Source organism: Streptomyces sp. NPDC006296 (assembly GCF_040613235.1).
GTDB lineage: Bacteria > Actinomycetota > Actinomycetes > Streptomycetales > Streptomycetaceae > Streptomyces.
Genome location: NZ_JBEXRT010000037.1, coordinates 1 through 22,549 on the forward strand (window position 1 = coordinate 1; position 22,549 = coordinate 22,549).

The 22,549-nt window shown below is 70.1% G+C and carries 18 protein-coding genes and 1 pseudogene; 7 read left to right on the top strand and 12 right to left on the bottom strand.

All coding sequences use genetic code 11. From position 1 onward, the window contains the following. Positions 1–68 precede the first annotated feature (68 nt). Positions 69–368 (top strand): prolyl oligopeptidase family serine peptidase, encoded by a 300-nt coding sequence (locus ABZ172_RS23225; RefSeq protein WP_356885967.1) that lies wholly within the window; start codon positions 69–71, stop codon positions 366–368. A 154-nt stretch (positions 369–522) separates the two neighbouring features. Here the strand turns inward: ABZ172_RS23225 and ABZ172_RS23230 are convergent, their stop codons facing one another. The 5 genes and pseudogenes from ABZ172_RS23230 to ABZ172_RS23250 form a co-directional block, all read right to left on the bottom strand. Then, positions 523–927: a hypothetical protein gene (locus ABZ172_RS23230; protein ID WP_356885969.1), complete on the bottom strand. Its 405-nt coding sequence runs from the start codon at positions 925–927 to the stop codon at positions 523–525. Beyond that, positions 927–3,284 carry a hypothetical protein gene (locus tag ABZ172_RS23235; protein ID WP_356885971.1) on the bottom strand — a complete coding sequence of 786 codons (2,358 nt, stop codon included), beginning with the start codon at positions 3,282–3,284 and terminating at the stop codon, positions 927–929. Before ABZ172_RS23235 ends, ABZ172_RS23230 begins: the two co-directional genes overlap by 1 nt. Continuing rightward, on the bottom strand, positions 3,281–5,053 hold the full coding sequence (locus tag ABZ172_RS23240) for a hypothetical protein (protein ID WP_356885973.1): 1,773 nt from the start codon (positions 5,051–5,053) through the stop codon (positions 3,281–3,283). The genes ABZ172_RS23235 and ABZ172_RS23240 overlap by 4 nt, the downstream gene beginning before the upstream one ends. A 182-nt stretch (positions 5,054–5,235) precedes the next feature. Beyond that, positions 5,236–6,696 carry a site-specific integrase gene (locus tag ABZ172_RS23245; RefSeq protein WP_356885975.1) on the bottom strand — a complete coding sequence of 487 codons (1,461 nt, stop codon included), beginning with the start codon at positions 6,694–6,696 and terminating at the stop codon, positions 5,236–5,238. Between the two features lie 102 nt (positions 6,697–6,798). Next, positions 6,799–6,939: pseudogene (locus ABZ172_RS23250) on the bottom strand (NUDIX hydrolase); the annotation flags it as partial. Between the two features lie 113 nt (positions 6,940–7,052). Between ABZ172_RS23250 and ABZ172_RS23255 the strand changes: the two are divergent. Continuing rightward, on the top strand, positions 7,053–8,186 hold the full coding sequence (locus tag ABZ172_RS23255) for a glycerate kinase (protein ID WP_356885977.1): 1,134 nt from the start codon (positions 7,053–7,055) through the stop codon (positions 8,184–8,186). A gap of 329 nt (positions 8,187–8,515) precedes the next feature. Here ABZ172_RS23255 and ABZ172_RS23260 read toward each other — a convergent pair whose 3' ends face one another. After that, positions 8,516–9,268, bottom strand: coding sequence for a helix-turn-helix domain-containing protein (locus ABZ172_RS23260; protein WP_356885979.1), 753 nt, complete (start codon positions 9,266–9,268; stop codon positions 8,516–8,518). A 183-nt stretch (positions 9,269–9,451) separates the two neighbouring features. On the opposite strand from ABZ172_RS23260, the gene ABZ172_RS23265 reads away from it, so the two are divergent. The 5 genes from ABZ172_RS23265 to ABZ172_RS23285 are packed head-to-tail and all read left to right on the top strand — an operon-like array spanning position 9,452 to position 14,273. Then, positions 9,452–10,249 carry an ABC transporter ATP-binding protein gene (locus ABZ172_RS23265; RefSeq protein ID WP_356885981.1) on the top strand — a complete coding sequence of 266 codons (798 nt, stop codon included), beginning with the start codon at positions 9,452–9,454 and terminating at the stop codon, positions 10,247–10,249. Next, on the top strand, positions 10,237–11,022 hold the full coding sequence (locus ABZ172_RS23270) for an ABC transporter ATP-binding protein (RefSeq protein ID WP_356885983.1): 786 nt from the start codon (positions 10,237–10,239) through the stop codon (positions 11,020–11,022). The genes ABZ172_RS23265 and ABZ172_RS23270 overlap by 13 nt, the downstream gene beginning before the upstream one ends. Further along, positions 11,019–11,909 (top strand): branched-chain amino acid ABC transporter permease, encoded by an 891-nt coding sequence (locus ABZ172_RS23275; protein WP_356885985.1) that lies wholly within the window; start codon positions 11,019–11,021, stop codon positions 11,907–11,909. Before ABZ172_RS23270 ends, ABZ172_RS23275 begins: the two co-directional genes overlap by 4 nt. After that, positions 11,902–13,017: a branched-chain amino acid ABC transporter permease gene (locus ABZ172_RS23280; RefSeq protein ID WP_356885987.1), complete on the top strand. Its 1,116-nt coding sequence runs from the start codon at positions 11,902–11,904 to the stop codon at positions 13,015–13,017. The genes ABZ172_RS23275 and ABZ172_RS23280 overlap by 8 nt, the downstream gene beginning before the upstream one ends. Beyond that, entirely contained in the window at positions 13,014–14,273 is a 1,260-nt protein-coding gene (locus tag ABZ172_RS23285; protein WP_356885989.1) for an ABC transporter substrate-binding protein, read from the top strand. The genes ABZ172_RS23280 and ABZ172_RS23285 overlap by 4 nt, the downstream gene beginning before the upstream one ends. Positions 14,274–14,331: 58 nt before the next feature. Here ABZ172_RS23285 and ABZ172_RS23290 read toward each other — a convergent pair whose 3' ends face one another. The 6 genes from ABZ172_RS23290 to ABZ172_RS23315 form a co-directional block, all read right to left on the bottom strand. Continuing rightward, positions 14,332–16,728: a glycosyl hydrolase family 28-related protein gene (locus ABZ172_RS23290; protein WP_356885991.1), complete on the bottom strand. Its 2,397-nt coding sequence runs from the start codon at positions 16,726–16,728 to the stop codon at positions 14,332–14,334. Between the two features lie 94 nt (positions 16,729–16,822). After that, positions 16,823–18,958 (bottom strand): SpoIIE family protein phosphatase, encoded by a 2,136-nt coding sequence (locus ABZ172_RS23295; RefSeq protein WP_356885993.1) that lies wholly within the window; start codon positions 18,956–18,958, stop codon positions 16,823–16,825. Positions 18,959–19,132: 174 nt separating this feature from the next. Next, positions 19,133–19,951 (bottom strand): CDP-diacylglycerol--serine O-phosphatidyltransferase, encoded by an 819-nt coding sequence (gene pssA / locus ABZ172_RS23300; protein ID WP_356886074.1) that lies wholly within the window; start codon positions 19,949–19,951, stop codon positions 19,133–19,135. Positions 19,952–19,973: 22 nt separating this feature from the next. After that, positions 19,974–20,621, bottom strand: a complete 648-nt coding sequence (locus ABZ172_RS23305) for a phosphatidylserine decarboxylase (protein WP_356885995.1) — start codon at positions 20,619–20,621, stop codon at positions 19,974–19,976. 182 nt (positions 20,622–20,803) lie between these two features. Beyond that, complete coding sequence (locus ABZ172_RS23310; protein ID WP_356885997.1) at positions 20,804–22,018, bottom strand: acyl-CoA dehydrogenase family protein; 1,215 nt, start codon at positions 22,016–22,018, stop codon at positions 20,804–20,806. Further along, positions 22,015–22,548 carry a MaoC family dehydratase gene (locus tag ABZ172_RS23315; RefSeq protein WP_356885999.1) on the bottom strand — a complete coding sequence of 178 codons (534 nt, stop codon included), beginning with the start codon at positions 22,546–22,548 and terminating at the stop codon, positions 22,015–22,017. Before ABZ172_RS23315 ends, ABZ172_RS23310 begins: the two co-directional genes overlap by 4 nt. Position 22,549 lies beyond the last annotated feature (1 nt).

A 22,549-nucleotide genomic window follows, 5' to 3' on the forward strand; every position in this document is an offset into this window, starting at 1 on the left:
CGTTCGTGATCGGACAGTTCCAACGGCAACGGCTTCGGACCAGGCATTGCCCCACCCTATAACCGCAAGTGAACTACCGACTCAGGACACTAGGTCACCCGGACCTCCAGCCGCACGACTACGAGCGCAGCTCGTTGCTGTCATTCGCCGAGAAGCTGACGCGTCCGCTGATGCTCGTTCACGGGCTTGCCGACGACAATGTGGCTCCAGCGCATACGCTGCGTCTCTCGGCGGAGTTGCTCGCGGCGGGTCGGCCGCACAGAGTCCTGCTGCTACCTGCGGTGGGGCACCTCGTAACAGGGGAAGGAGTCGCAGACACCCTGCTGCAGCTTGAGCTGGACTTTCTGAAGAGCTCACTCGGGGCTTGAGCACAGCGCTCCGGGGCGTTTCGGCGGGGCATCCTTGCAGCCTCGCCGAAACACTGGCCCAGATTGTCGTGGCGCGCACCCTGCCTCGCAGGCGTCGGGGTGTCACTACGCGATTGAAGGGGCTATACGGGCACGCGTGTGCGTTCCCGGCTCGTCACACTCCCTTATCGAGAAGGGTGAGGCGGTTCTGCTGCTGTTTACTCAGCTTCTTCTTCAGCTCGATGTTCTCGTGGTATAGGTTGGCCGTCACCGTGGCGAGTGCGTCGAGCTTGCTCTGCAGCTCGGTAACCTTCTGGCTGGCTTTCCTGAGTTTTCCCTTCAGCTCGGCGATTGCCTCGTCGCGCTGAACCTCGCCGGGCGTACGGAGGACTGGTTGCGGGATGCGGGCGTTCCACTCGGCGAGGATGTCCTCGGCTCGGTGGACGCTGGCGTGGCTGACCTGGGCCTCGCGGGCCAGATTCTCCTTGGTGAGCGCGCCGTCGCTGTGCAGGGGCTCTCCTGCCAGCAGCCGGGCCATGGCTTCCCTGAGTTTTGCCGAGGTGGCTGCGGACACCGGCATCAGATGTCCTCCTTCAGCTTGTCGATCTGCGAGGTGGCAGAGCGGACTTCGGCGAGCCGGTTCTGGGCCTGCTCTCGTAGCGGCTTGGAGAGCTTCTTCTTCAAGAACTCCACCAGGTCGGCCTCCTCCATGCGCCAGATCCGCTCGTGCGACAAGGTGAGGACGGAGTTGCGGCATCGGGACGGTTGGCAGGCGCCCAGCAGTGGGGCCTGGCCGCGCTGAGCAGGTGGGAGTTGGTTCTGGCACTCCGCGGTGGGCGCGTTCCAGAGACAGTGGTTGACCGTGCCCAGGTGGAGGTTCGCGAACTCGTCCCTCAGGAGGGTGATCTCCAGCCGCTCATCTGCGACTTGGGCCCGAAGCGTCGAATTCGCCTCGATCACGGCGTTGACCTTGTCGAGCCCGGCGTGGAAGCGGGTTGCACCTGGGCCGACCGCGATGGTGGCCCCGGTCCGGCGGGCCTGGAGCAGCCCCACCAGCTTTTGCGCTGCTGCGGTCTGTAGATCGGTGTCGAACTCCTTCGCCCACTTGGCATCGGGTTTTCCGTAGGCGCCGCTGAGGCGATTGGCCAGCGCCCTACGCGCGGCGTGCTTGAGCTGGATTCCCAGGGCGATATCGCCGTCCGGTTGCTGGCTGGCGATGATCGACATGGTCTTTCGGAACATGTGCGGACGTACTCGCCCGGGAGGGATCTCCTCCACGCCTGTGAGGTGCCGGGTTGTGTTCACCGTCTCGATGAAGAAGTCGATGTCGTCGGCGGCGGAGATACCGGCTCGTCCTCGTCCGGCAGGTCCGCCCTCGCTCGGCGGCGTCATCGTGGCGAAGACATGGGTCTCGTGCCAGGACAATCGCTCCGCCACCGCCAGGGCCTGTGCGACCGGTTCGATGATCCACCAGTTGGCCTGCGGCCTGGAGGAATCCCCCTTCGATTTGCGGGAGGTGATTGCCGGAGCCCCGTAGTGCTGGGTGAGCGCGCCGCGCTGGATTTCCTGGATCTCACTGTCCCGCATCGCACTCAGCGCTGCGACGAAGATGTAGCAGGATGCCCGAAGCATCCGGAGGTCCCTGGCCAGTTGCCTGTCGCAGTACACGATCCGGCGCTCTCCGGCTGCGGCTTGCAGCACCAGATCGCGTCGACGCCGACCTTGTTTGCTTCCGACGCCGAAGACATCCACCCGCTCCGAGGTGTCGTAAAGCAGGCTCTCCAGGGCTGACCACACCGGCTCCCCGGGAGCGAGCCGACTCGTTTCGGCGTGGACGGGGATGAGGTTCGCTGGATTGGCGAGCCATTTCTGGAGCATGGCGTCCATAGCCTCGGATGAGCGGCGGCGGGTCCCGTAGTCGGCGTAGTCCGACTCGAACTGCTTGGCGTCGGCGGGGCGGACAGTCCGGATTCGGCCCGTCTCCTCGATCATCCGCAGGACCTTCTGTCGACGTTCCACGCCTTGCCTGTTGTTCTTGGTCGCGAAGGCGGTGGAGCTTGCCCCTGTTGTCACCACTCGGCTCAAGGAACTCCAGATGGGAGTGCCCTTCGGGCTGAACGTGGTGTCGCGGTCGCTGACGGGTACCAGGTTGGCCGGGTTGGTCAGCCACAACTCCAGCTGGCGGTTGATGCCTTCAGCGCTGAGGGTGGCTGGAGCCGTCGGTGCTGTTGCGGCCCTCTCTGCTTCGAGATCACGTTGGCCCAGGATGCTCGCGGAGAATCGGTCGATATAGGACCATGCAGCCCGGAGGAGCGGCCACCAGACTTCCGGCGGGATCGAGGGCGTGGCCAGCCCGTCACAGATGGCGACCTTGGCCACGTCGCTGTCCGTCTGTCCTGGCCAGGGGTCTTCCAGAGAGCCGGTGCCCGTCAGGATGGAGGAAAAGCGGACCAAGTGGCGGACGGCTCCCACCGCACTCCGTACGGACTCCGGCTTCGTGCTTGATGCGCAGTGGTCGATGTAGCCCTGCCAGTCCTCAACCGACCAGAAGTACAGGTTGTCCGGCATCCCTTCGTGAAGCGCCCAGGCACCGAGCTGCGACATGCTGAAGCAGACCTTGATGACCGTGGCGGGGGCCCATTTTTTCCTGGGGAGGAAGATGCCCGCGTTCCTCAGGGCCTGGTGGTCGGGGTTGAGCATGCTGAACGCGACTTCTCGTGCGCGCAAGTTCCAGACCGGATCGCGCGGGAACACGCATTTCCACTGTGCTGGGCTCTTGTTCGCCGGCCGTCTGAGGCAGTCGCAGGGCCACTCGTCGATGCGCCCGAAGACCGGCCCGCGGACGTCGGCGAGCTGCCCAGGCATACTGCTGTATACGGGTTCGTCGTCGGCGAAGGTCCGGGATACCGGCCTGTCCGCTGCGGCGAGGACGGTCATCGGTCGTACTCCGTTCGCATGCCCAACGACAGATTCAGGCGGATGTCTTGGTCTTCGATGGCCCGGCGCGCGGCGGGAATGTGCTCAGCGCATTCCTCGAACACTTCGGCCAGCGCCTTGGCCTGGCGTCCCCATACGGCGTCCCAGACCATCGGTGGCTGCGTCAGTCGCATCCGCTCGATGTGGTCGGAGAGCAGCAGCTGCTGCGGCAGTTGTGAGACGAACACCACGGCGTTGGTGCAGATCATGCACATGGCCGGGGCGACATGGCAGAGCTTGCCGGGGGTGCTGTGCGGTGAGTCGTGCGGGTTCTTGCAGTTGGTGACGCCCATGTCGAGCTCACCGGCGCTCAGGGCGGCACCCAGCTCAGGGCTCACCCCTAGGGCCTGGGCGACCTCCGGTTCGCCGAGGCGGGACTGCACACGCGGGTTGACCAGAACCGGCTTGTCGGCGAGCCGGTCGAACACGAGCGTCTGGGCGCGGTTCATCGCCGCTCCGGCCAGGACCCGCGCGGTGGTGCCGTGGGCGTAGTGGCCCTGGAACACCTGGATGCTGTGATCATCCCCCGCCATGTCGGACAAGGTGCCGCCCAGGGCGACGACGCGCGTGGTCTTCGCGGTCTTGCGCAGCCGGGGTGCCGCGTGCGGTTCGGAGATGGCCAGGACGGGCTCTCCGGCCGCGTCGACGTGCGAGGCGATCCAGTGCGTGAAGCGACGACCTGGGTCGACGAAGCGAGCGAACCGAGCATCCATAGTGCTGCGGTTCTTGTCATACTCGACCGCGGTGAACAGCCATGGCTCGCCGCCGAACACCTCGCGCGTCAGCGCCGTGGCCGTCACGAGGCGCCGCAGCAGGCCAGGGACATCCCAATCACCTCGGCCCTCGTAGGCGAGCTCCCCAGGCACCTCGCCCTTCTCCAGGGGCTGATCGACCATGTGGTAGTCGGCGCGAATGCGATCCGCGCGGTTCTTGGTCTGGACAATACGGACGCCCTGATCGCTGAACTCAAGGTCTGGAACCCGTAGCCCATGCAGTTCCTCGGTGGTGCAGTCGAGCATGGCCAGCAACAGCAGGACTCGAAACGGGTGCAGATCCAACTCCTGCGGAAAGAGCAAGGCATGCACTCCTCGTAAGAGGCCGTAGAACCCGCCGAGCGCCCCACTGTCGGCCGGCCGTGCTTCCCGGAGCTCCTGGGGCCAGCGCTTGGCATGCGCAGGGAGATGAACACGGAGTTCATCCATGGTCAGCAGACGGTGTCGGGCAGCCCAGACCAGATTCGGCAGTTCCTTCCACCCGAACTCGCGCGGATCTTTTCCGGCCTCCAGGAGCTCTCTTCCCCGGGCAAGATGCTTCTCAAGAGCTCTCAGATCGTCCTGGGCAGCGCCTTTGAGTGCGAGACGTTCAGAGTTGGAGAACTCGTCCAGCGGCTCCCCGGTGGCCTTGCGTAGGGTCGGCGCCGTCGCCGCACGCTTACGCAGTTTCTCCGGCACGCGCGCATCGCGCTCAGCCCGGTGGTGAACCAACGCGAGCAGTGAGCGGGACAGTTGCCATGGCTGCGAGGAGTTCTCCGGGAACTGCGCGAGGAGGTCGTTTTCCCACGCGTAGATGGCTTCGGCGACGTCGATGTGGTCGGTGTCGAGGCGTGCGTCTGCGGGGTTCAGGCCCAGAGCGGTCAGATACGGGCCGAGGAACTTCGCGAACGAGCGAACCGCTCCCAGGTACCTGTCACTGTTCTTCAGCGCTGCTTTGTGGTGGTACTCGACCCACACGTCAGCGAGTTGAGAGACCAACGCCCGGCATGCGTACTCCCCTGGATCGATCCGGCTGGTCGTGGTGCGGCCGCGCTTCACCTGAGTCAGTTCCCGCGCTCCGACGTGGTCGACGGTGCGTGGAGCGGGCAGGCGCGGCGGTAGCGTCGCGGACCGGGATCGGCGTTCTCCACGGCGCGGCATCAGACGGCCCACCCTCCGGCTTGGCGAGCGGCCAGGTCCGCGTAGGTGCGGTCCTGATCGTTCCAGTCCTTCACCGCCCGGGCGACGAGCAGATTCGTCTTTCTCTTGTAGGTCAGGTACCGCATGGTCGATTCAGGACGGCGATGCCCGAGGAGCCGCATGACGGTCAGGAACGGGTTCCGGGACACGTGGTCCGCCGCATAGGCGGGCGCGCGGCCGGTGAGGCGCTGCTGTTCCTCGTCCTGGGCGCGGACCAACTCGGTCAACTGCTCCAGCATGTACACGGCGAACGTATGCCGAAGATCATGGATGCGGACCTGCCCCGGCATCTCCAGCGGCAGGTTGTGCTCGGCCGCGATCCGTACCGCTCTCGCGTGTGCGTCGGCGAAGATCTGCTCCCAGCGCTGGCTGCTGATCATCCGTCCATTGCGCCCGACGAAGAGCGCCATCGACTCCAGCCCGTGGTCGCCCTCGATGACGGTGATCCGCCGCAGCGGGGCCTTCATCGCCTTGATCCTGTAGGTGCGTCGCCGCCCGTCCTGGATGCCGCTGACCTTCATCGTGCGCATGTCGACGTCGTCGACCACGAACAGCTCATCGCGCTGCCGGTACAGGTTCTTCGCAGCCTTGCGAAGGAAACCGGCACGCTCGGTCCTTCGATACCAGTCCAGTTCACACAGAGTGGCGTCCTGGATCTCGGTGGTCCTGGGCAGGCCGAACTTCGCGATCGCTTGCAGTTCGACTTCCTTGGCCGAGCCATCCCGACGAGGAGCGCCGACCTCGATGTCGAGCAGCGCGCTGAACTCCCGCAGCCGCAGGCCCGTCGTGATGGAGAGATTCCCGCCGCAGCTGTCCCGCAGAGCATGACCGGAGCGGAAGGCGGGATCCGCCTTGCCATCCGGCAGCAGCCCACGCAGGCCAACCCGGTCCAGGAACCACCACTGCTCGAACGTCAGATGGCGCACGTCAAGCTCGCTGGTCGCTCCCCAGTTGAGGATGTCGCGGCCGTTTTTCTTGCGGTAGTACGGGCGCCGGTCCAGAAGCCTCGCCTCATCGACTGCCCAGTCGTAGAACCTGTTGATCGTGGCCCTGCGGCGCTTCCACGTGGCCGGTGCCATCGGCTCGTCGCGGTACTCGATGCAGTGATCGCGGTAGGCGATCAGATCGTCCTCGGTGGCGGAGAGCAGGTCGGTCGGGGGATCGAGGCTTGAGAGGAAGTCGTCCAGGTCGAGGAAGTCGTACGTGTAGTCACGCAGCGACTTGGCCTCAAGGGTCTTGGCGAGCTCGTAGAAGAACGAGCAGTGCGGCTCCAGGGGCCGCATGTCAGAGCCGAGGAAGAAGGGTGTCCCGTCCTTGAGGGCCTTGCTCCGGCTCGTGTACTGCGTCCCGTCCAGGGTGATCCCGGATGGTGCTTCGTAGTGGCGCCGTGCGGTGGCGCGTGACGTGAAGAAGTAGTCCATGGCTCCTCTTGAGACAACGGGATGACCATGTGGCTAACGACTCTCCAGTCGAAAGGTAGCTGCCGAGCTGATGTCCTGAGACATCTGGGGATGCTTTGCCTAACCGCCCGGCAGGGCCCAGCCCTTCCGGTAGTTCGGCTCGACCAGCAGGACGCGGCCCCGGTCGTCCCTGAAGAGGGTCGCGGCCCCGGCCAGCACCCGGGGGAGCCCGGCGATGTAGGTGGCGTAGTCAGAAGTGGTCACGGGGGCAGCGTAGGGGCCGTGCGGGCGGTTCCGGACAGCCATGGGCAGATCAGGGGTGGTCCGGATAGGGTCGGGGCGGCGCGACTGCCTGTTCGAAAGCAAAGGGATACAAGGTGACGGACGGCGCAGCGAAGAAGACCGCCCACGTGCTCGTGGCGGCGGACAAGTTCAAGGGCTCGTTGACGGCCGTGCAGGTCGCGGAGCGTGTGACGGCCGGACTGCGGCGCGTCCTCCCGGACCTCGGGGTCGAGACCCTGCCCGTCGCGGACGGCGGGGACGGCACGGTCGCGGCGGCCGTGGCAGCCGGGTTCGAGCGCCGCGAGGCGCGGGTCACCGGCCCGCTCGGCACCCCGGTCACGGCGGCGTACGCGGTCCGCGGCAGCACGGCGGTGGTGGAGATGGCCGAGGCCTCCGGACTCCAGCACCTCCCGGCGGGGGAGTTCGCCCCGCTCACGGCGACGACGTACGGCTCGGGCGAACTGCTGGCGGCGGCGCTCGACGCGGGCGCCCGGACGATCGTGTTCGGCGTCGGGGGGAGCGCCACCACGGACGGCGGCGCGGGCATGCTCTCCGCGCTCGGGGCCCGTTTCCTGGACGGCGACGGCACCCCCGTGCGGCCCGGCGGCGCCGCACTCGCGGCCCTCGCACAGGCCGACCTGACGGGGCTCGACCCACGGCTCGCGGACATCGACCTGATCCTCGCCAGCGACGTGGACAACCCGTTGACCGGTCCCACGGGAGCCCCGGAGGTCTACGGACGGCAGAAGGGGGCCACCGAGGACGACATCGCCGTCCTGGACGCGGCGCTCCGCCACTACGCGTCCGTGCTCGGTCCCGGGACCGCGGAACTGCCCGGCGCGGGCGCGGCCGGCGGGATCGGGTACGGCGCACTGGTCGCGCTGGGCGCCCGCTTCCGGCCCGGGATCGAGGTCATGCTCGACGTGCTCGGCTTCGCCCCCGCACTCGCCCGCGCCACGCTCGTCGTGACCGGCGAGGGATCGCTCGACGAGCAGACACTGCACGGGAAGGCCCCGGCGGGCGTCGCCTCCGCGGCGCGCACCGCCGGGGTGGAGGTCGTCGCCGTCTGCGGACGTCTCGCACTGCCCCGGGAGGCGCTCGACCGGGCCGGGATCCGCGGGGCCTACGCCCTGACGGACCTGGAGCCCGACCCCGCCGTCTGCATGGCCCAGGCCGGCCCCCTGCTGGAACGCGCGGCCGAGGCGATCGCCCGCGACCTCCTGGTCTGACGCGGCGCCGTGGGGGAAGCCGGCCCGGCTACCCCCACGGACCGGCGGCCACCCGGCACACCGGCACCCGGCGTACCGGTACCCGGCCCCGCGCGGGAGGTGCCGGGCCGCCGCGGCGTCGGTCTCCGGATCGGCCGCGCCGCCGGGCCGAGACACCGGGTCCTTCCCACCACGGGCCCGTCCGAGGCGTCGCGCTCACCGTCCCGTCCACCGGCGTCGCCCGGCCGAGGCGTCGCGCTCACCGCTCCCGGCCCCGTCGGGTCGGGGCGTCGGCCTTCCGTCCAGTGGCCCCGTCCGGCCGGGGCTCGGCTCTCCCCGCTTCTCCCTGCTCACGGGTGCGGCGCGGTCAGTCTGAAGGCGTCCAGCGCCAGCACCGTCTCGGTCAGTTCGCGCGGCCGTGACAGCGACCGCGCGGTCAGCCGCTCCAGCCGCCGCAGGCGGTTGAGCACGGTGTTGCGGTGGCAGTACAACCGGCCCGCCGCCCGTCCCGCCGACCCTCCGCACTCCAGCCACGTCTCCAGCGTCCGCACCAGCAGGGCCCGTTCGGCCGGGGGCAGCGCCAGCAGCGGGCCGAGGACGTCCGCGACGAGCCGTGCCGACAGCTCCGGCTGGCTCACCACCAGCGCGGTGGGCAGCCGCTCCTCCAGCCGCACGATCTCCGTCGTGCCCGGCGGACGCGTCAGCAGCGCCAGCTCGGCCAGCCGACGCGCGGTCCCCAGCCCCGCCAGACCGTCCGCCACCGGGCCGACCCCGCCCGGGCCCGCCCCGCACCGGGCCAACAGGGCGACCAGCGCCGGCGGATCCCGGTCGCCCAGGGCGACGACGACGCACTCGCGGTCAGTCCGACGCCGCCGCACGAAGCGCAGCCCCGCCGCCTCCAGCGCCCCGACCGCCGGCCCGCCCCCGCCCGCCCGCAGCACCACGACCGCGTAACGGCCCCGCTCCGGCAGCTCCAGACCCTCCGCCGCGCGCGCCGCGAGGCCCGGCTCCGGCCGGCCCTCCAGCAGGGCGTCGAGCAGTGCCCTGCTCCGCTCCCCACCGCGCCGCCGGTCCTCGCTCCGTCCCTCCGCCGAGCCGCTCATGGCCGGTGAGGATGCCACCGGCCGCCCCGGGACCGGTCACCGATGACGTCCCTCTGTGCACGCGCACAACCGGGGCCCGCGAAGACTGGTCACCCGCAGCGAGTGCGCCGTCGGCCGTGGACGCGCGCCGCCCCCGCTGCTGGTCTGTGGCACCACGACGACCAGCCGGAAGGAGGAGGACGCATGGCAACGCTGGAGATCCGCGAACTGTCCGTGGGCTACGGCCCGGTACGGGCCCTGCGCGGCGTCCGCGCCGACGTGCCGGAGGGGGCGATCACCGCCGTGCTCGGCGGCAACGGGGCCGGCAAGACCACGCTGCTGCGGGCCGTGTCGCGGACCCTCGGCTTCCACCGCGGGACGGCCACCGGCACGATCCGCTTCGACGGCCGCCCGCTGGACGGGCTGCGCCCCGCCCAGGTGGTGGCGGCGGGCGTGATCCAGGTGCCCGAAGGGCGGCAGGTGTTCGCCCGGATGACGGTGGCGGACAATCTGCGGGCGGGCGCGCTCGGCGCACGCGGAGGCCGCAGGGCCACGACGGCCGCCCTGCACCGCGTCCACGAACTGTTCCCGGTGCTCGCCCGACGCGCGCACCAGCGGGCCGGACTGCTGTCCGGGGGCGAGCAGCAGATGCTGGCGATGGGCCGGGCCCTGATGGCCGGCCCCCGCCTGCTGCTCCTGGACGAGCCGTCCCTGGGCCTCGCCCCGCTGATGGCCGCCAGGATCGCCGAGACGATCCGGGAGATCAACGCCGGCGGCACCGCCGTGCTGCTCGTCGAGCAGAACGCCGCCATCGCGCTGCGGCTCGCCTCCACGGCGTACGTCCTGGACGTCGGCGAGGTCGCGCTCGACGGCCCCGCCGACGCGCTCGCGGCCTCCGACGAGGTGCGCCGCCGCTACCTCGGCGTCGTCGACGAGACCGCCGCCGAGGACGCCGCGCAGGCGGAGGGCCTCACCCGCTCCCTGAGCAGGTGGTCCGGGTGACGAGCTCCCCGGCACCCCTCGCCGTGCGCGACGTGACCGTGCGCTTCGCCGGGCTCACCGCCCTCGACGCGGTGTCCTTCACCGTCGAACCGGGCAGTGTGCACGCCGTCATCGGACCCAACGGCGCGGGCAAGTCCACCACCTTCAACGTGCTCTCCGGCGTCTACCGCGCCGCCTCCGGCAGCGTGCGCCTCGGTGACACCGAACTCACCGGGCTCCCCCCGCACCGGATCGCCGGGCTCGGCGTGGCCCGCACCTTCCAGAACCTGGCGCTGCCGCCCCACGCCACCGTCGCCGAGAGCCTCATGCTCGGCCGGCACCGGCTCACCCGCGCCGGGTTCGTGGCCGCCGGGCTGAGGCTTCCGTCCGCCACCCGGGAGGCCCGCCGGCACCTCGAACGAGTACGGGAGATCGCCGGGTTCATCGGCCTGGAAGCGGAACTCGACTTCCCGGCCGCCGCCCTCCCGTACGGCAAGCAGAAGCTCGTCGAGCTCGGCCGAGCCCTCTGCATGGAGCCCGAGGTCCTGCTGCTCGACGAACCCGTCGCCGGCATGACCGCCGACGAGCGCCGCCGCACCGCGGCCGTCGTCGCCGGGGTGCGCGACAGCCTCGGCATCTCGATCGTCATGGTCGAACACGACATGGGGGTGGTGATGCGGCTCGCGGACGCGGTGACCGTGCTCGACTTCGGACGCAGGATCGCGGACGGCACGCCCGCCGAGGTGCAGAACGACCCGGCCGTCGTACAGGCCTACCTGGGGGCACCGGAATGACCACCTTCATCGAGCTCCTCCTCGGCGGCCTGTCCATCGGCTCGGTCTACGCACTGATCGCCCTGGGCTTCGTCGTCATCTTCAAGGCGACCGAGGTCGTCAACTTCGCCCACGCCTCCCTGCTCCTGGCCGGCGGGTACGTCACCGCCGTGCTCCACGACGACATCGGGTTCTGGCCCGCGCTCGGCGTCGGGATCGCGGGCGCCGCGGTCGTCGGTTCGGCGGTCGAGTTCCTGGTGATGCGCCGCTACCGGGGAAGCGACCAGAGCGTCCTGGCCATCGTCACCATCGGCGTCGACATCCTCCTCACCACCGAACTCGTCCGGCGCATGGGGACGGACGTCCTGCCGCTGGGCGACCCGTGGGGCGACGCCGTCGTCACCGTCGGGGGCGTCACCCTCGCCGAGACGCGCATCGCCGCGTTCCTCGTCGCGGGGCTGCTCATCACCGTGTTCCTGCTCGCCTTCCGCTTCACCTCGTGGGGCGTCTCCATGCGCGCGGCGGCCGAGAACCCGCAGACCGCCGCGCTGATGGGCATCCGCCTGGGCCGGGTCTCCCTCTCCGCCTGGGCGGTCGCCGGAGCGCTCGCCGCCGTCGCCGCGCTCTTCCTGACCGTGTTCCCGACCCCCGGCCTGGAACGGGCCACCTCGCTCGCCGCCCTCAAGGCGTTCCCCGCCGCCATCCTCGGCGGCCTCGACTCGACGACCGGGGCACTCGTCGGCGGCCTCGTCGTCGGGGTCACCGAGTCGCTCGCCACCGGCTACCAGAGCGACCTGTCCTTCCTCGGACGCGGCATCGGCGACCTCGCCCCGTACCTGGTGATGGTGGTCGTCCTGCTCGTCCGCCCGGCGGGACTCCTCGGCACGAAGGAGCTGTCCCGTGTCTGAAGCCACCCAGGACACCACCGCGGCGACCGTCCCCGCAGCCCGGGAGCGGCTCGGCGGCCGGCTGCGCCGGCCCGCCCCGTACCTCCGGCTCGCCGGCCCGGTCCTGCTGCTCCTGCTCCCGTTCTACCTGGACCGCTTCTGGCTCCAGGCCGGGCTGTTCGCCATGGCCGCCGCGATCGGCGCGATCGGGCTCAACCTGCTCACCGGCTCCACCGGCCAGCTCTCCATGGGACACGCCTTCTTCCTCGCGGTGGGCGCGTACGGCTACTGCGTCCTTGCGGGGGAGAGCAGCACGGAGAACGGCCACGTGCTCACCGGCCTCGGGCTGCCCACCTGGCTCGCCGCCGTCCTCGCCGTGCTCCTGGCGGGCGCGGCGGGAGGGCTGTTCAGCCCCATCGCGGGCCGGCTGAGCGGTGCCTACCTCGGCATCGCCACCCTCGCGCTGATCTTCATCGGGCAGCACGTGCTCTTCAACGCGGGCTCGCTCACCGGTGGTTTCAACGGCCGTCCGGTGCCGCCCCTCTCGCTCTTCGGGTTCACCTTCGACGACGCCGAGGTGGTCGTCGCCGCGGTGCCCTTCCACGCGTCCGAGAAACTCTGGTACCTGGGCCTGGCGGCCCTGCTGGCCGGCGGGTTCTTCGCCCGCGGGGTGCTGCGCGGCCGGCCGGGCCGGGCGCTGAACGCCATCCGGGACCACCGGATCGCCGCCGGTGTGATGGGCGTACCGGTGGCCGGGTACCGGGCCGGCGTGTTCGTCCTGTCCTCCATGTACGCGGGCCTCGCGGGCGTCCTGCTCGCGCTGGTCTTCCAGCGGACCGTGCCCGAGTACTTCGGCATGATCCTGTCCCTCGAATACCTCGCCATGATCGTCATCGGCGGGCTGGGCAGCGTCGCGGGGGCCGTCGTCGGCGCCGCGTTCGTGTCGCTGCTCCCACAGGTGCTCACCCACTACAGCGACTCGCTCCCCCTGGTGTCCGCCCCCGGCACGGGCGGCGTGGCACCGGGAGAGGCGTCCCGCTACCTGTACGGCGCCGCGGTCGTCGCCGTCGTCCTGTTCCTGCCCGGCGGCATCGCGCGTCCGAAGACTCCAGGGGAGAAGAAGAAATGAAGCCACGTGTTGCCGCAGCCGCGGTCGCGGCCCTCACGCTCACCGTCGCCCTCGCGGGATGCAGCGGGAAGGCGAAGCCGTCGGACGACGGCGCCGCCGACGGGAGCGGGGTGAAGACCGGACAGGGCGTCACCGACACGACGATCACCCTCGGCGCCCTGACCGACATGACGGGGGTCTACGCCTCGCTGGGCAAGAGCGTCACCCAGGCCCAGCAGCTCTGGGTCGAGCAGACCAACGAGGCGGGCGGTATCTGCGGCCGGCAGATCGAACTGACCGTCCGCGACCACGGATACGACCCGCAGAAGGCGATCGGCGCCTACACCGAGCTCGAACCGGACGTGCTGGGCTTCACCCAGTTCATCGGCTCCCCGTTCGTCTCCGCCGTGGAGTCGCGCATCGACGGCCAGGACAAGGGCATCGTCCTGCCGCAGGCGTGGTCGGCGAACCTGGTCGGATCCAAGTACGTCCGGGTCATCGGTGCCACCTACGACGTCGAGACGATCAACCTGGTCGACTTCCTGCTCGACGAGAAGCGCATCGCCGCGGGCGACAGGATCGGTCACGTCTACTTCGAGGGCGACTACGGCGAGAACGCCCTGGCCGGCTCCCGGCACGCGGCGCGGGAGGCGGGCCTCACGGTCGTCGAGCAGAAGATCAAGCCGACCGACAACGACATGACCGCCCAGGTCTCCGCGCTCAAACAGGCCGGGGTGAAGGCGGTGATCGTCAGCGCGGGACCCCGGCAGGCGGCCTCACTGGTGGGCGTCGCCGCGGCGACCGGCCTCGCCGTCCCGGTGGTCGGCAACAACTCCGCCTACGCCCCGCAGCTGCTGGCCACCCAGGCGGGCGCGGCCCTGCAGAAGGACTACTACATCGGTGCCTCCACCCTGCCGATCGGTGACGCGGCCGCGGGCCCGGCCCGGCTCGCCGAGGCGTACGCCGCTTCGTACCCGAAGGACGGTCTCGACAACGGCGTCATCGCCGGCTACAACGCCGCGTCCGTCTTCGGCGAGGCGCTGAAGAAGGCCTGCACGTCCGAGGACCTGACCCGCGAGGGCGTCGACAAGGCACTGCTCACCATCAAGGGCTTCGGCGCCGACTTCGGTGTCGCGCACGACTTCACCGACCCGTCGGCGCCGTCCACCCGGGAGACCGTCGTCATGAAACCCGACGCCAAGACCCCCGGCGGCCTCAAGGTGGTCCGCCCGGCCGAGGTCGCCCCGGCCGCCGCGTCCTACGCGTCCACGCCCTGACCCTCCCCGCACGGCGACGGGCCCGGCCTCCCGGGGCCGGGCCCGTCCCCGTGCCCGATCAGCCGGTGTAGGCCTCCAGTTCCGACAGCTGACCGGCCGGCCAGCCGGTGTTCGCGGTGAACGTCAGCCGCAGGTACCGCACCGGGGTCCCGGTGAGCGTCACCGTCGCGGTGTTGCCGCTCGACGGATCGAAGGTGTACCCCGCCGGCGCCTTCAGCGCGCCGTACGCGGAGTTGTCGGTGCTGCCGGTCACCCCGATCGTCTGGGTGCGTGTCGCCCAGGCGGCGGCCGGCGGCAGCTTCAGCACCAGCCGCTTGACCGCCTCGGCGGCGCCGAGGTCCACGGTGACGGACTGCGGGAAGGCGTTGTTGCGGCTCTCCCAGTAGGTGGAGGCGTTGCCGTCCACCGCGTTGCCCGCGCCGTACACATCGGCGTGGCCGGTCTCCGTCACGGGGCGCCCCTGGGCGAGGTTCCCCGTCTCCTCGGGCGGATCGGTCGGATCCGTCGGGTCCGTCGGGTCGGTCGGGTCGGTGGAACCGCCCCCGGGAATCCCGCCGTTGGTCCACACCGGGGCGGGCCAGACACCCGTGCAGGCGGGCGGATCCGCGTACCAGCCCGAGTTGCCGGCGCCCCGGGTGATCTGGAAGCCGCTCCCGACGCAGTTGTGGATCGGGTTGGACTGCGCGAGGTGCGTGGCCACGACCATGGTGAACGAGGCCGTGCCCGGCGCCTGGATCTGGAGGGCGTACGTCCCGGCGCCGTCGATCCTGATGTTGTCGAAGTGCAGCCCGTTGCTCGCGCCCTCGATCAGGTGGATCGCGGCGTAGGAGCTGTCCAGGACCTCGCTGTCGGTGATGTTGATCGTGGCACCGCTGATCGGCTCGTTGAGACCGCTGAACCAGATCGCACCGACGCCGAAGCGCCAGTTGAAGTCGTTGTTCCCGGTACGGATCAGGGTGTTGCGGGCCGCGGTGTGCGTACCCGAGACGGCGGTGCCCTGGCCCGAGTTGACCCCCGGATACCGGTTGGCGATGTGCAGCCCGCCCCCGTTGGTGACGGTGTCCGACATGACGTTGTCGGAGATCGTGATGTCCTTGCCGCCGTAGGTCACGATGTTGTTGGCCAGGATCGGCAGGATCACCGTGTTGAAGGTGAACCTGTTCTTCACGTTGGGGACGTTCTCCGCCCACATGGCCAGGCCGTCGTCGCCCGTGTTGCGGACGAAGGTGTTGGTCACCGTGGAGTTCGTGACCCCGTAGTGGAAGTTGACCCCGTCGGCGGTCTGGTCCAGGATCCGGCTGTTCCTGATGGTGAAGTCGTCCATCGGACCGTCCATCCAGGCGCCGCACTTGGTGTGCTGCATCCAGACGTTGTCGACGACCGAGTGGGACATGGCCCCGCCGATCGCGTTGACCTGGTCGTTGTCCACCCGCTCGCGGATGTCGCCGATGACGGCGAAGTCCTTCAGGACGACGTCGCTGCTGCCGCCCTGCGCCGCATACTTCCCGTAGACGCCGACCGCCTTGGAGCGGTCCGTGGGGTGGCGGCCCGTCAGGACGCTGTACCAGGGACCCGCCCCGCGCAGGGTCACCTTGTCGACGACGATGTGGTCCTGGACCTTGAAGGTGCCCCGCGGGATGTACACCTCCTTGCCCTGGGTGCGGCCCGCGTCGACCGCGGCCTGGATCCTCGCGGTGGAGTCGGCGGCGCCCGTCGGGTCGGCGCCGAAGTCGGCGACCACGTCCAGCGCCCCCGACGGCCGGCCGGCCGGCGCCCCGACCTGCTCGAAGTCGGCCAGGTCGATGGTGAACGACGGGGAGTCCGCGGTGGAGGTGACCTGGAGCCGGACCTTCGTGCCCGCGGGCAGCGTGGACCCGAACATGGTCCGGGCCTCGTCGTAGAAGTGGTGCGGGTCGGTGTCCCCCGGATTGTTGTTGAAGGGGTAGCCCCCGTAGAACCAGCCGTACACCGAGGTCACCGGCACGCTCTTGAGGGAGGAGCCGTCGACCCGCAGGTCGAGGGAGGCGTTCCGGCCGGTGCCGGCCGCGTTGTCGGGCAGCGAGTAGCGGAAGGTCATGGCGTCGGCGGGGGCGGTCAGCGTGAACTCGACGTACTCGCCGGCGGCGTCGAGCGTGACGGCCTGGCGGCCGGACGCCTCGGACGGCAGCGAGCCGTAGAGACGGTCCGGGCCGATCAGGGAGCCGTTGGTGGCAGCGTACTCGGCCTCCTGCTCGGTGAAGGGGACCGTGGCACCCCGGCCGGATATCCCGACGGGGGAGGGGGCGGGGACCGCGGCGGCCTGGGCCGGGGGAGCGCCGGCCAGGACGACCGCGGCCGCGGTGCCCACCGCGGCGAGCGCCAGGGAGAGGGAGGCGGACAGGGAGCGTCTGAGGAGGCGTGGTCCAGAGAGTGGTGGGGTCACGTGAAGGACGTCCTTGCGGCTCGAAGGGCTCATCGGACGCCCCACAGGCTAGGAGCAGTCGAGTAAAGAAGTCCACGGGGCTGCGCAAGATTTCGTCTTCATCGCTCAAATAAATGACTCAACCCGTTCAGACATCCTCCAGCAGGGCGTTGATGAGCAGCAGGGCGATGTCGTCGGTGCCCGGCGTGGCGCGCTCGGCGTACCGCACGAGCGTGTCGGCGACGGACTCCATGTCCTGGTCCAGGGCGAGGGCGAACTGCGCGGCGAGATCGGCGGCGGCGTCGTCGAAGGCCACCCCGGGAGCCTCCACCAGGCCGTCCGTGTACAGCGCGAGCGCCCCGCCGGGAGGCAGCGGGAACTCGGCCGTCGGATAGGCGGACCCCGGGTCGATGCCCAGGAGCAGGCCGGGCGGCAGGTCCAGGACCTCGGTCCGCCCGTCCGGCTGCCGCAGCAGCGGCGGGGGATGGCCGGCGGTGGCCATACGGGCCGTGCGCCCGGCGAGGTCGAGGTGGACGTAGAGGCAGCTGGTGAAGAGCCCCGGGTCGAGATCGGTGAGCAGCCGGTTGGTACGGGCCAGGACCTCGTCCGGCGGGGCGCCCGCGGACGCGTGCACGGCGGTGCGGACCTGCCCCATGAGCGCGGCGGCGTTCTCGTTGTGCCCCTGTACGTCGCCGATGGCCGCGGCCGCCGTGCCGCCGTCCAGCCGGATCAGGTCGTAGAAGTCCCCGCCGATGCCCATGCCCCGGGTCGAGGGGAGGTAGCGGGCCGCCACGTCCAGGCCGCTGACGGCGGGCAGCATCTGCGGCAGCAGGTGGGCCTGCAGGCTGCGCGCGAGCCGGTCCTTGGTGTCGTACAGCCGCGCCCGGTCCAGCGCCTGGGCGAGCAGCCCCGCGATGGAGGTCAGCAGGGCACGTTCCTCCGGTTCGAAGGTGCGCGGCCGGTCGTAGCCCAGGACCAGCGAGCCGACCGGGCGCCCCGAGACGACGAGCGGCAGGAACACGCAGGCGGCCACGGCGTGATCCGGGCCCGCCGAGGGGCGGGCGTGCTCCGGCTCGACGAAGGCGGGGTGGAAGTCCGGCACCCCCGTCATCAGCGTGTGCGCGACGGGCGTGGCGGAGGTCAGCGGGGCACCGTCGAAGCCCTCCATGAGCGCGGGATGGCTGCCCCGGGCGCCTTCGACCCTCAGCCGTCCCTCCGCCGCGGTCATCACGACGAGCGTCTGCACCCCGAAGGCCGGCATGAGCTGGTCGGCGGTCTGCTCGATGACGTCCCGGGTGTCGACCGCCTCTGTGAGCGTCGCCGCCAGGTGCATCAGGTGGTACAGCGCCGTGGCGCTGCCGGGCACCGAAGGGGCGGCGGGCCGCGCCGGTGCCCGCACGTTCTGTGGGCCGGGCCGTGAGGTGGGCACGATGCGGACGCTGATGCCCGTGTCGCTGGGGAACAGATGGAAGGCCAGCCACCGGTCCGGCGGCCGCAGCACGGTGACGGACGTCTGCTGGCGGCTGATGACGGCCGCCCGGTAGTGGTCCTCGACGGCGGGGCTGTCCAGCCAGGGCAGCGAGTTCCACGGGAGGGTCCCCAGCACGTCCTCGGCGCGGGCTCCGAGGAGGTCGGCGGCGTCCTCGTCGAGGAAGACGACCGTGCCGTCGATCGCCAGCGAACAGCTTCCGCCGGGCAGCCGCCGGACGAACTCCGCCGCGGCCCTGGCCTCGGCCGGCCCCGGGACCCCGGGCTCCGGCGGCGGCAGCACCCGCGGCTCGGTACCGGGCAGGACCGGGTGACCGCTGCGCTCGGCCCGCCGCAGCAGGACGCCGATGCGGTGACAGCCCCGGACGACCGCCGCGCGCTCGCCGGCCGTCAGACGGGGCCCGTGCGAACCGGGCCAGAGCAGCACGAGCCCGCCCCGGGCGGTGGGACCGGTGTGGACGGGGGCGGCGCCCAGCGCGAACCGGTAGGGCAGGACGAGCGCGGGCCGCGGGTAGCGGCGCGCCAGCTCCTCCTGGCTGCCGAGCCAGATCAGACTGCGCAGACGCACCGAGTCGGCCACCGGGATCGGGGCCGACAGCGGCACCCGGGTCCACGGCGTGGCGAGCCGGCCGGGCGCTCCGGCCAGCACGGCCAGGTGGAGCGTGGTGTCGTCCGGCGGCAGCAGGTACAGCATCGCCATGGACGCGCCGGTCTCCCGCACCACGTGGGCGACGGCGCTGTCCAGCAGCTCCGCGCCCGAACCGGTGGCGCCGTCCGAGGCGGCCTGGTCCTGCACGCCTTCCAGCGTCCTCCGTCGCGGTCGGTCGCGCACCCGCTCACGGACGCGGCCGCGGCGGCGGTCCCGCCGGGACGCGAGGCCCGCCGGATGGGCCCGGACAGGCCGACGGCACACGCACGAGGGCCCGGATGCAGGGGAGCATCCGGGCCCTCGTCAAGGCGTCACACGCGGCTACGGGTGCTGGGCCGCCCGTGCCTCGCGCCGGTTGTCGCGGAAGGTGTTCACGCGCCGCGCCGTGGCGAAGAGCGGGATCACCGCACCCAGGACCACCTGGAGCGCACAGCCGGTCTGCAGGAGCAGCTGACCGCCGGGGGCGTCGAACGCCCACGCGGCGAGGAGGCCCATCGCGGCCACGATCCAGCTGAGCATCGCCACCGCGAGGGCACCCCGCGGCTTGGGGTACTCGACCCGGCTCACCATCAGCCACGCCACTCCGATGATCGCGAGCAGCGTCGGGACGAAGGGCAGCTCCAGCAGCACGATCGAGACGACCGTGAGCGCGCCGAAGGGGCTCGGCATGCCCTGGAACATGCCGTCCTTCAAGGTCACGCACGAGAACCGCGCGAGCCGGAGCACCACCGCCAGCAGCACCACGATCGCCGCGAGCGCCGACACCCGCTGGTGTGCGTCGTCCGCGACCATGCCGTACACCAGCACGAAGTACGCCGGGGCGAGGCCGAAGCTGATCAGGTCGGAGAGGTTGTCCAGCTCCGCGCCCATCGGCGAGGAACGCAGCTTGCGCGCCACAAGACCGTCGAAGAGGTCGAACACCGCGGCCAGAAGTATGAGGATCACGGCGGTGGCGGCGGAGTGCCGGGCCATGCCTGATTCGTCACTGCCGGTGAGGTGCGGGATCAGGATGCCCGTGGTGGTGAAGTACACCGCCATGAAACCGCACGTGGCGTTACCGAGGGTGAGGGTGTCCGCTATCGACAGCCGCATGGACAGCGGCATGTCCTCGGCGTCGTCCTCCTCCTCGCCCTCCGGCACCCAGCCGGCCTGCGTATCGCGATCAGCTACGGTCAATTCGAGTCACCCCCGCGGTCGTGGCCTGGCCGACCTCGACCGCGACATCGACACCTTCCGGAAGGTAGATGTCCACGCGCGAGCCGAAGCGGATCAGACCGATGCGTTCGCCCTGCTCCACCTTCGTGCCCTGCGGGATGTAGGGGACGATCCGACGGGCGACCGCTCCCGCGATCTGCACCATCTCGATGTCGCCGAGCTCGGTGTCGAAGTGCCAGACAACGCGTTCGTTGTTCTCGCTCTCCTTGTTGAAAGCCGGTACGAACCCGCCCGGAACGTGCTCGACCGAGGTCACGGTGCCGGCCAGCGGAGCCCGGTTCACGTGAACGTTCAGCGGGCTCATGAAGATCGCGACGCGGGTACGCCCGTCCTTCCACGGCATGATGCTCTGCACCACGCCGTCGGCGGGCGAGATGACGCGGCCCTGGGTGATCTCGCGCTCGGGGTCGCGGAAGAACCACAGCATGCCCGCCGCGAGCGCGGTGGTGGGCACGGCCACGGCGGCCCAGCGTCCGGACGTGCGGGCCCGGGCGAGGCTGAGTGCCGCGGTGGCGACGGTCGGGAGGAGCCACGGCGACGCTCCACGGGCGAGGCGGACCCGGCCGCGCGGTGCAGGGATTTGGCTGTCGGGCATGGTTGACCTTCGTAGCGGATGATGCCGCGCTGGCAACGGGGGGACGGCGGCTTTCCGTCGATGCTATCGGGTGCGAGCGGCAACTGGGCAAGCCAGCAGCCGAGTCGGACGGCTGAAAGGCCCCGCACAAGAGTGACCGGGTGTGATGTTCTTCGCCACCAAATCACCTCGAAAGGTACATTTCAGCCCTGAAGTCGGTACTCCTCGAGCAACCGGCGACCGATGATCATTTTCTGGATCTCGGCGGTACCTTCACCGATCAGCAGCATCGGGGCCTCACGGTAGAGGCGCTCGATCTCGTACTCCTTGGAGAAGCCGTAACCGCCGTGGATGCGGAAGGCGTCCTCGACGACTTCCTTGCAGTACTCGGAGGCGAGGTACTTCGCCATCCCTGCCTCCAGGTCGTTGCGCTCCCCGGAGTCCTTCTTGCGTGCTGCATTGACCATCATCGCATGGGCGGCTTCGACCTTGGTAGCCATTTCGGCCAGTTTGAACTGGATCGCCTGGTGCTGGGCGATCGGTTTCCCGAAGGTCTGGCGCTGCTGGGCGTAGGAAACGCCGAGTTCGAAGGCACGTTGTGCGACGCCACAGCCACGCGCGGCGACATTCACCCGCCCGACCTCGACGCCGTCCATCATGTGGTAAAAACCTCGGCCGGTCGTGCCGCCCAGCACGCGATTGGCCGGAATGCGCAGTCCGTCCATGATGAGCTCGGTGGTGTCGACCCCCTTGTAACCCATCTTGTCGATCTTCCCGGGAATGGTGAGACCCGGGCGCACCTCTCCGAAACCCGCCTCCTTCTCCACCAGGAACGTCGTCATCGACCGGTGCGGAGCCGCGGCGACCTCCGCGGGGGAGTGTCCTTCGTCACTTCGGCAGAGCACGGCCACCAGGGTGGACGACCCGCCGTTCGTCAGCCACATCTTCTGGCCGTCCAGGACGTACTCGTCCCCCTGCCGCACCCCCTTCGACGAGATCGCGGAGACGTCGGAGCCCAGCGCCGGCTCGGACATCGAGAACGCCCCGCGCACCTCGCCGAGGGCCATCCGCGGCAGGAACGTGTCCTTCTGCTCCTGCGTCCCGTGCTGCTTGAGCATGTACGCCACGATGAAGTGCGTGTTGATGATGCCCGACACGCTCATCCAGCCCCGGGCGATCTCCTCGACGCACAGCGCGTAGGTGAGCAGCGACTCGCCCAGTCCGCCGTACTCCTCGGGGATCATCAGCCCGAACAGGCCGAGTTCCTTGAGGCCTTCCACGATCTCCGTCGGGTAGGCGTCGCGGTGTTCCAGTTCGGTGGCGACAGGGATGATCTCCTTGTCGACGAAATTCCGGACCGTGGAGAGGATTTCCTGCTGCACGTCCGTCAGGCCGGCGGTCTGCGCGAGTCGGCTCATGGCTGGTTCTCCACGTTCTTGCTCGTCGGCTGGTCGGTCTCGGGGCGGCCGGGCTGCTCGCCGCCGCGCTCGGTGAGGTAGGCCGCGGTGGGGACCATCACCTTCCGGCGGAACACGCAGACCAGCGTGCCGTCCTGTTTGTGCCCCCTCGTCTCGACGTACACGATGCCGCGGTCGCTCTTCGACCTCGACGGCGTCTTGTCGAGCACCGTCGTCTCGCCGTAGACCGTGTCGCCGTGGAAGGTCGGCGCCACGTGCCTGAGCGATTCCACCTCCAGATTGGCGATGGCCTTTCCGGAGACGTCGGGGACGGACATCCCGAGCAGCAGGGAATAGATGTAGTTGCCGACGACGACGTTCTTCTTGAAATCCGTCGTCCGCTCGGCGTAGTTGCTGTCCAGGTGCAGCGGATGGTGATTCATGGTCAGCAGGCAGAACAGGTGGTCGTCGTATTCCGTGACCGTTTTCCCGGGCCAGTGCTTGTAGACGGCACCGACCTCGAACTCCTCAAAGGTGCGACCGAACTGCATG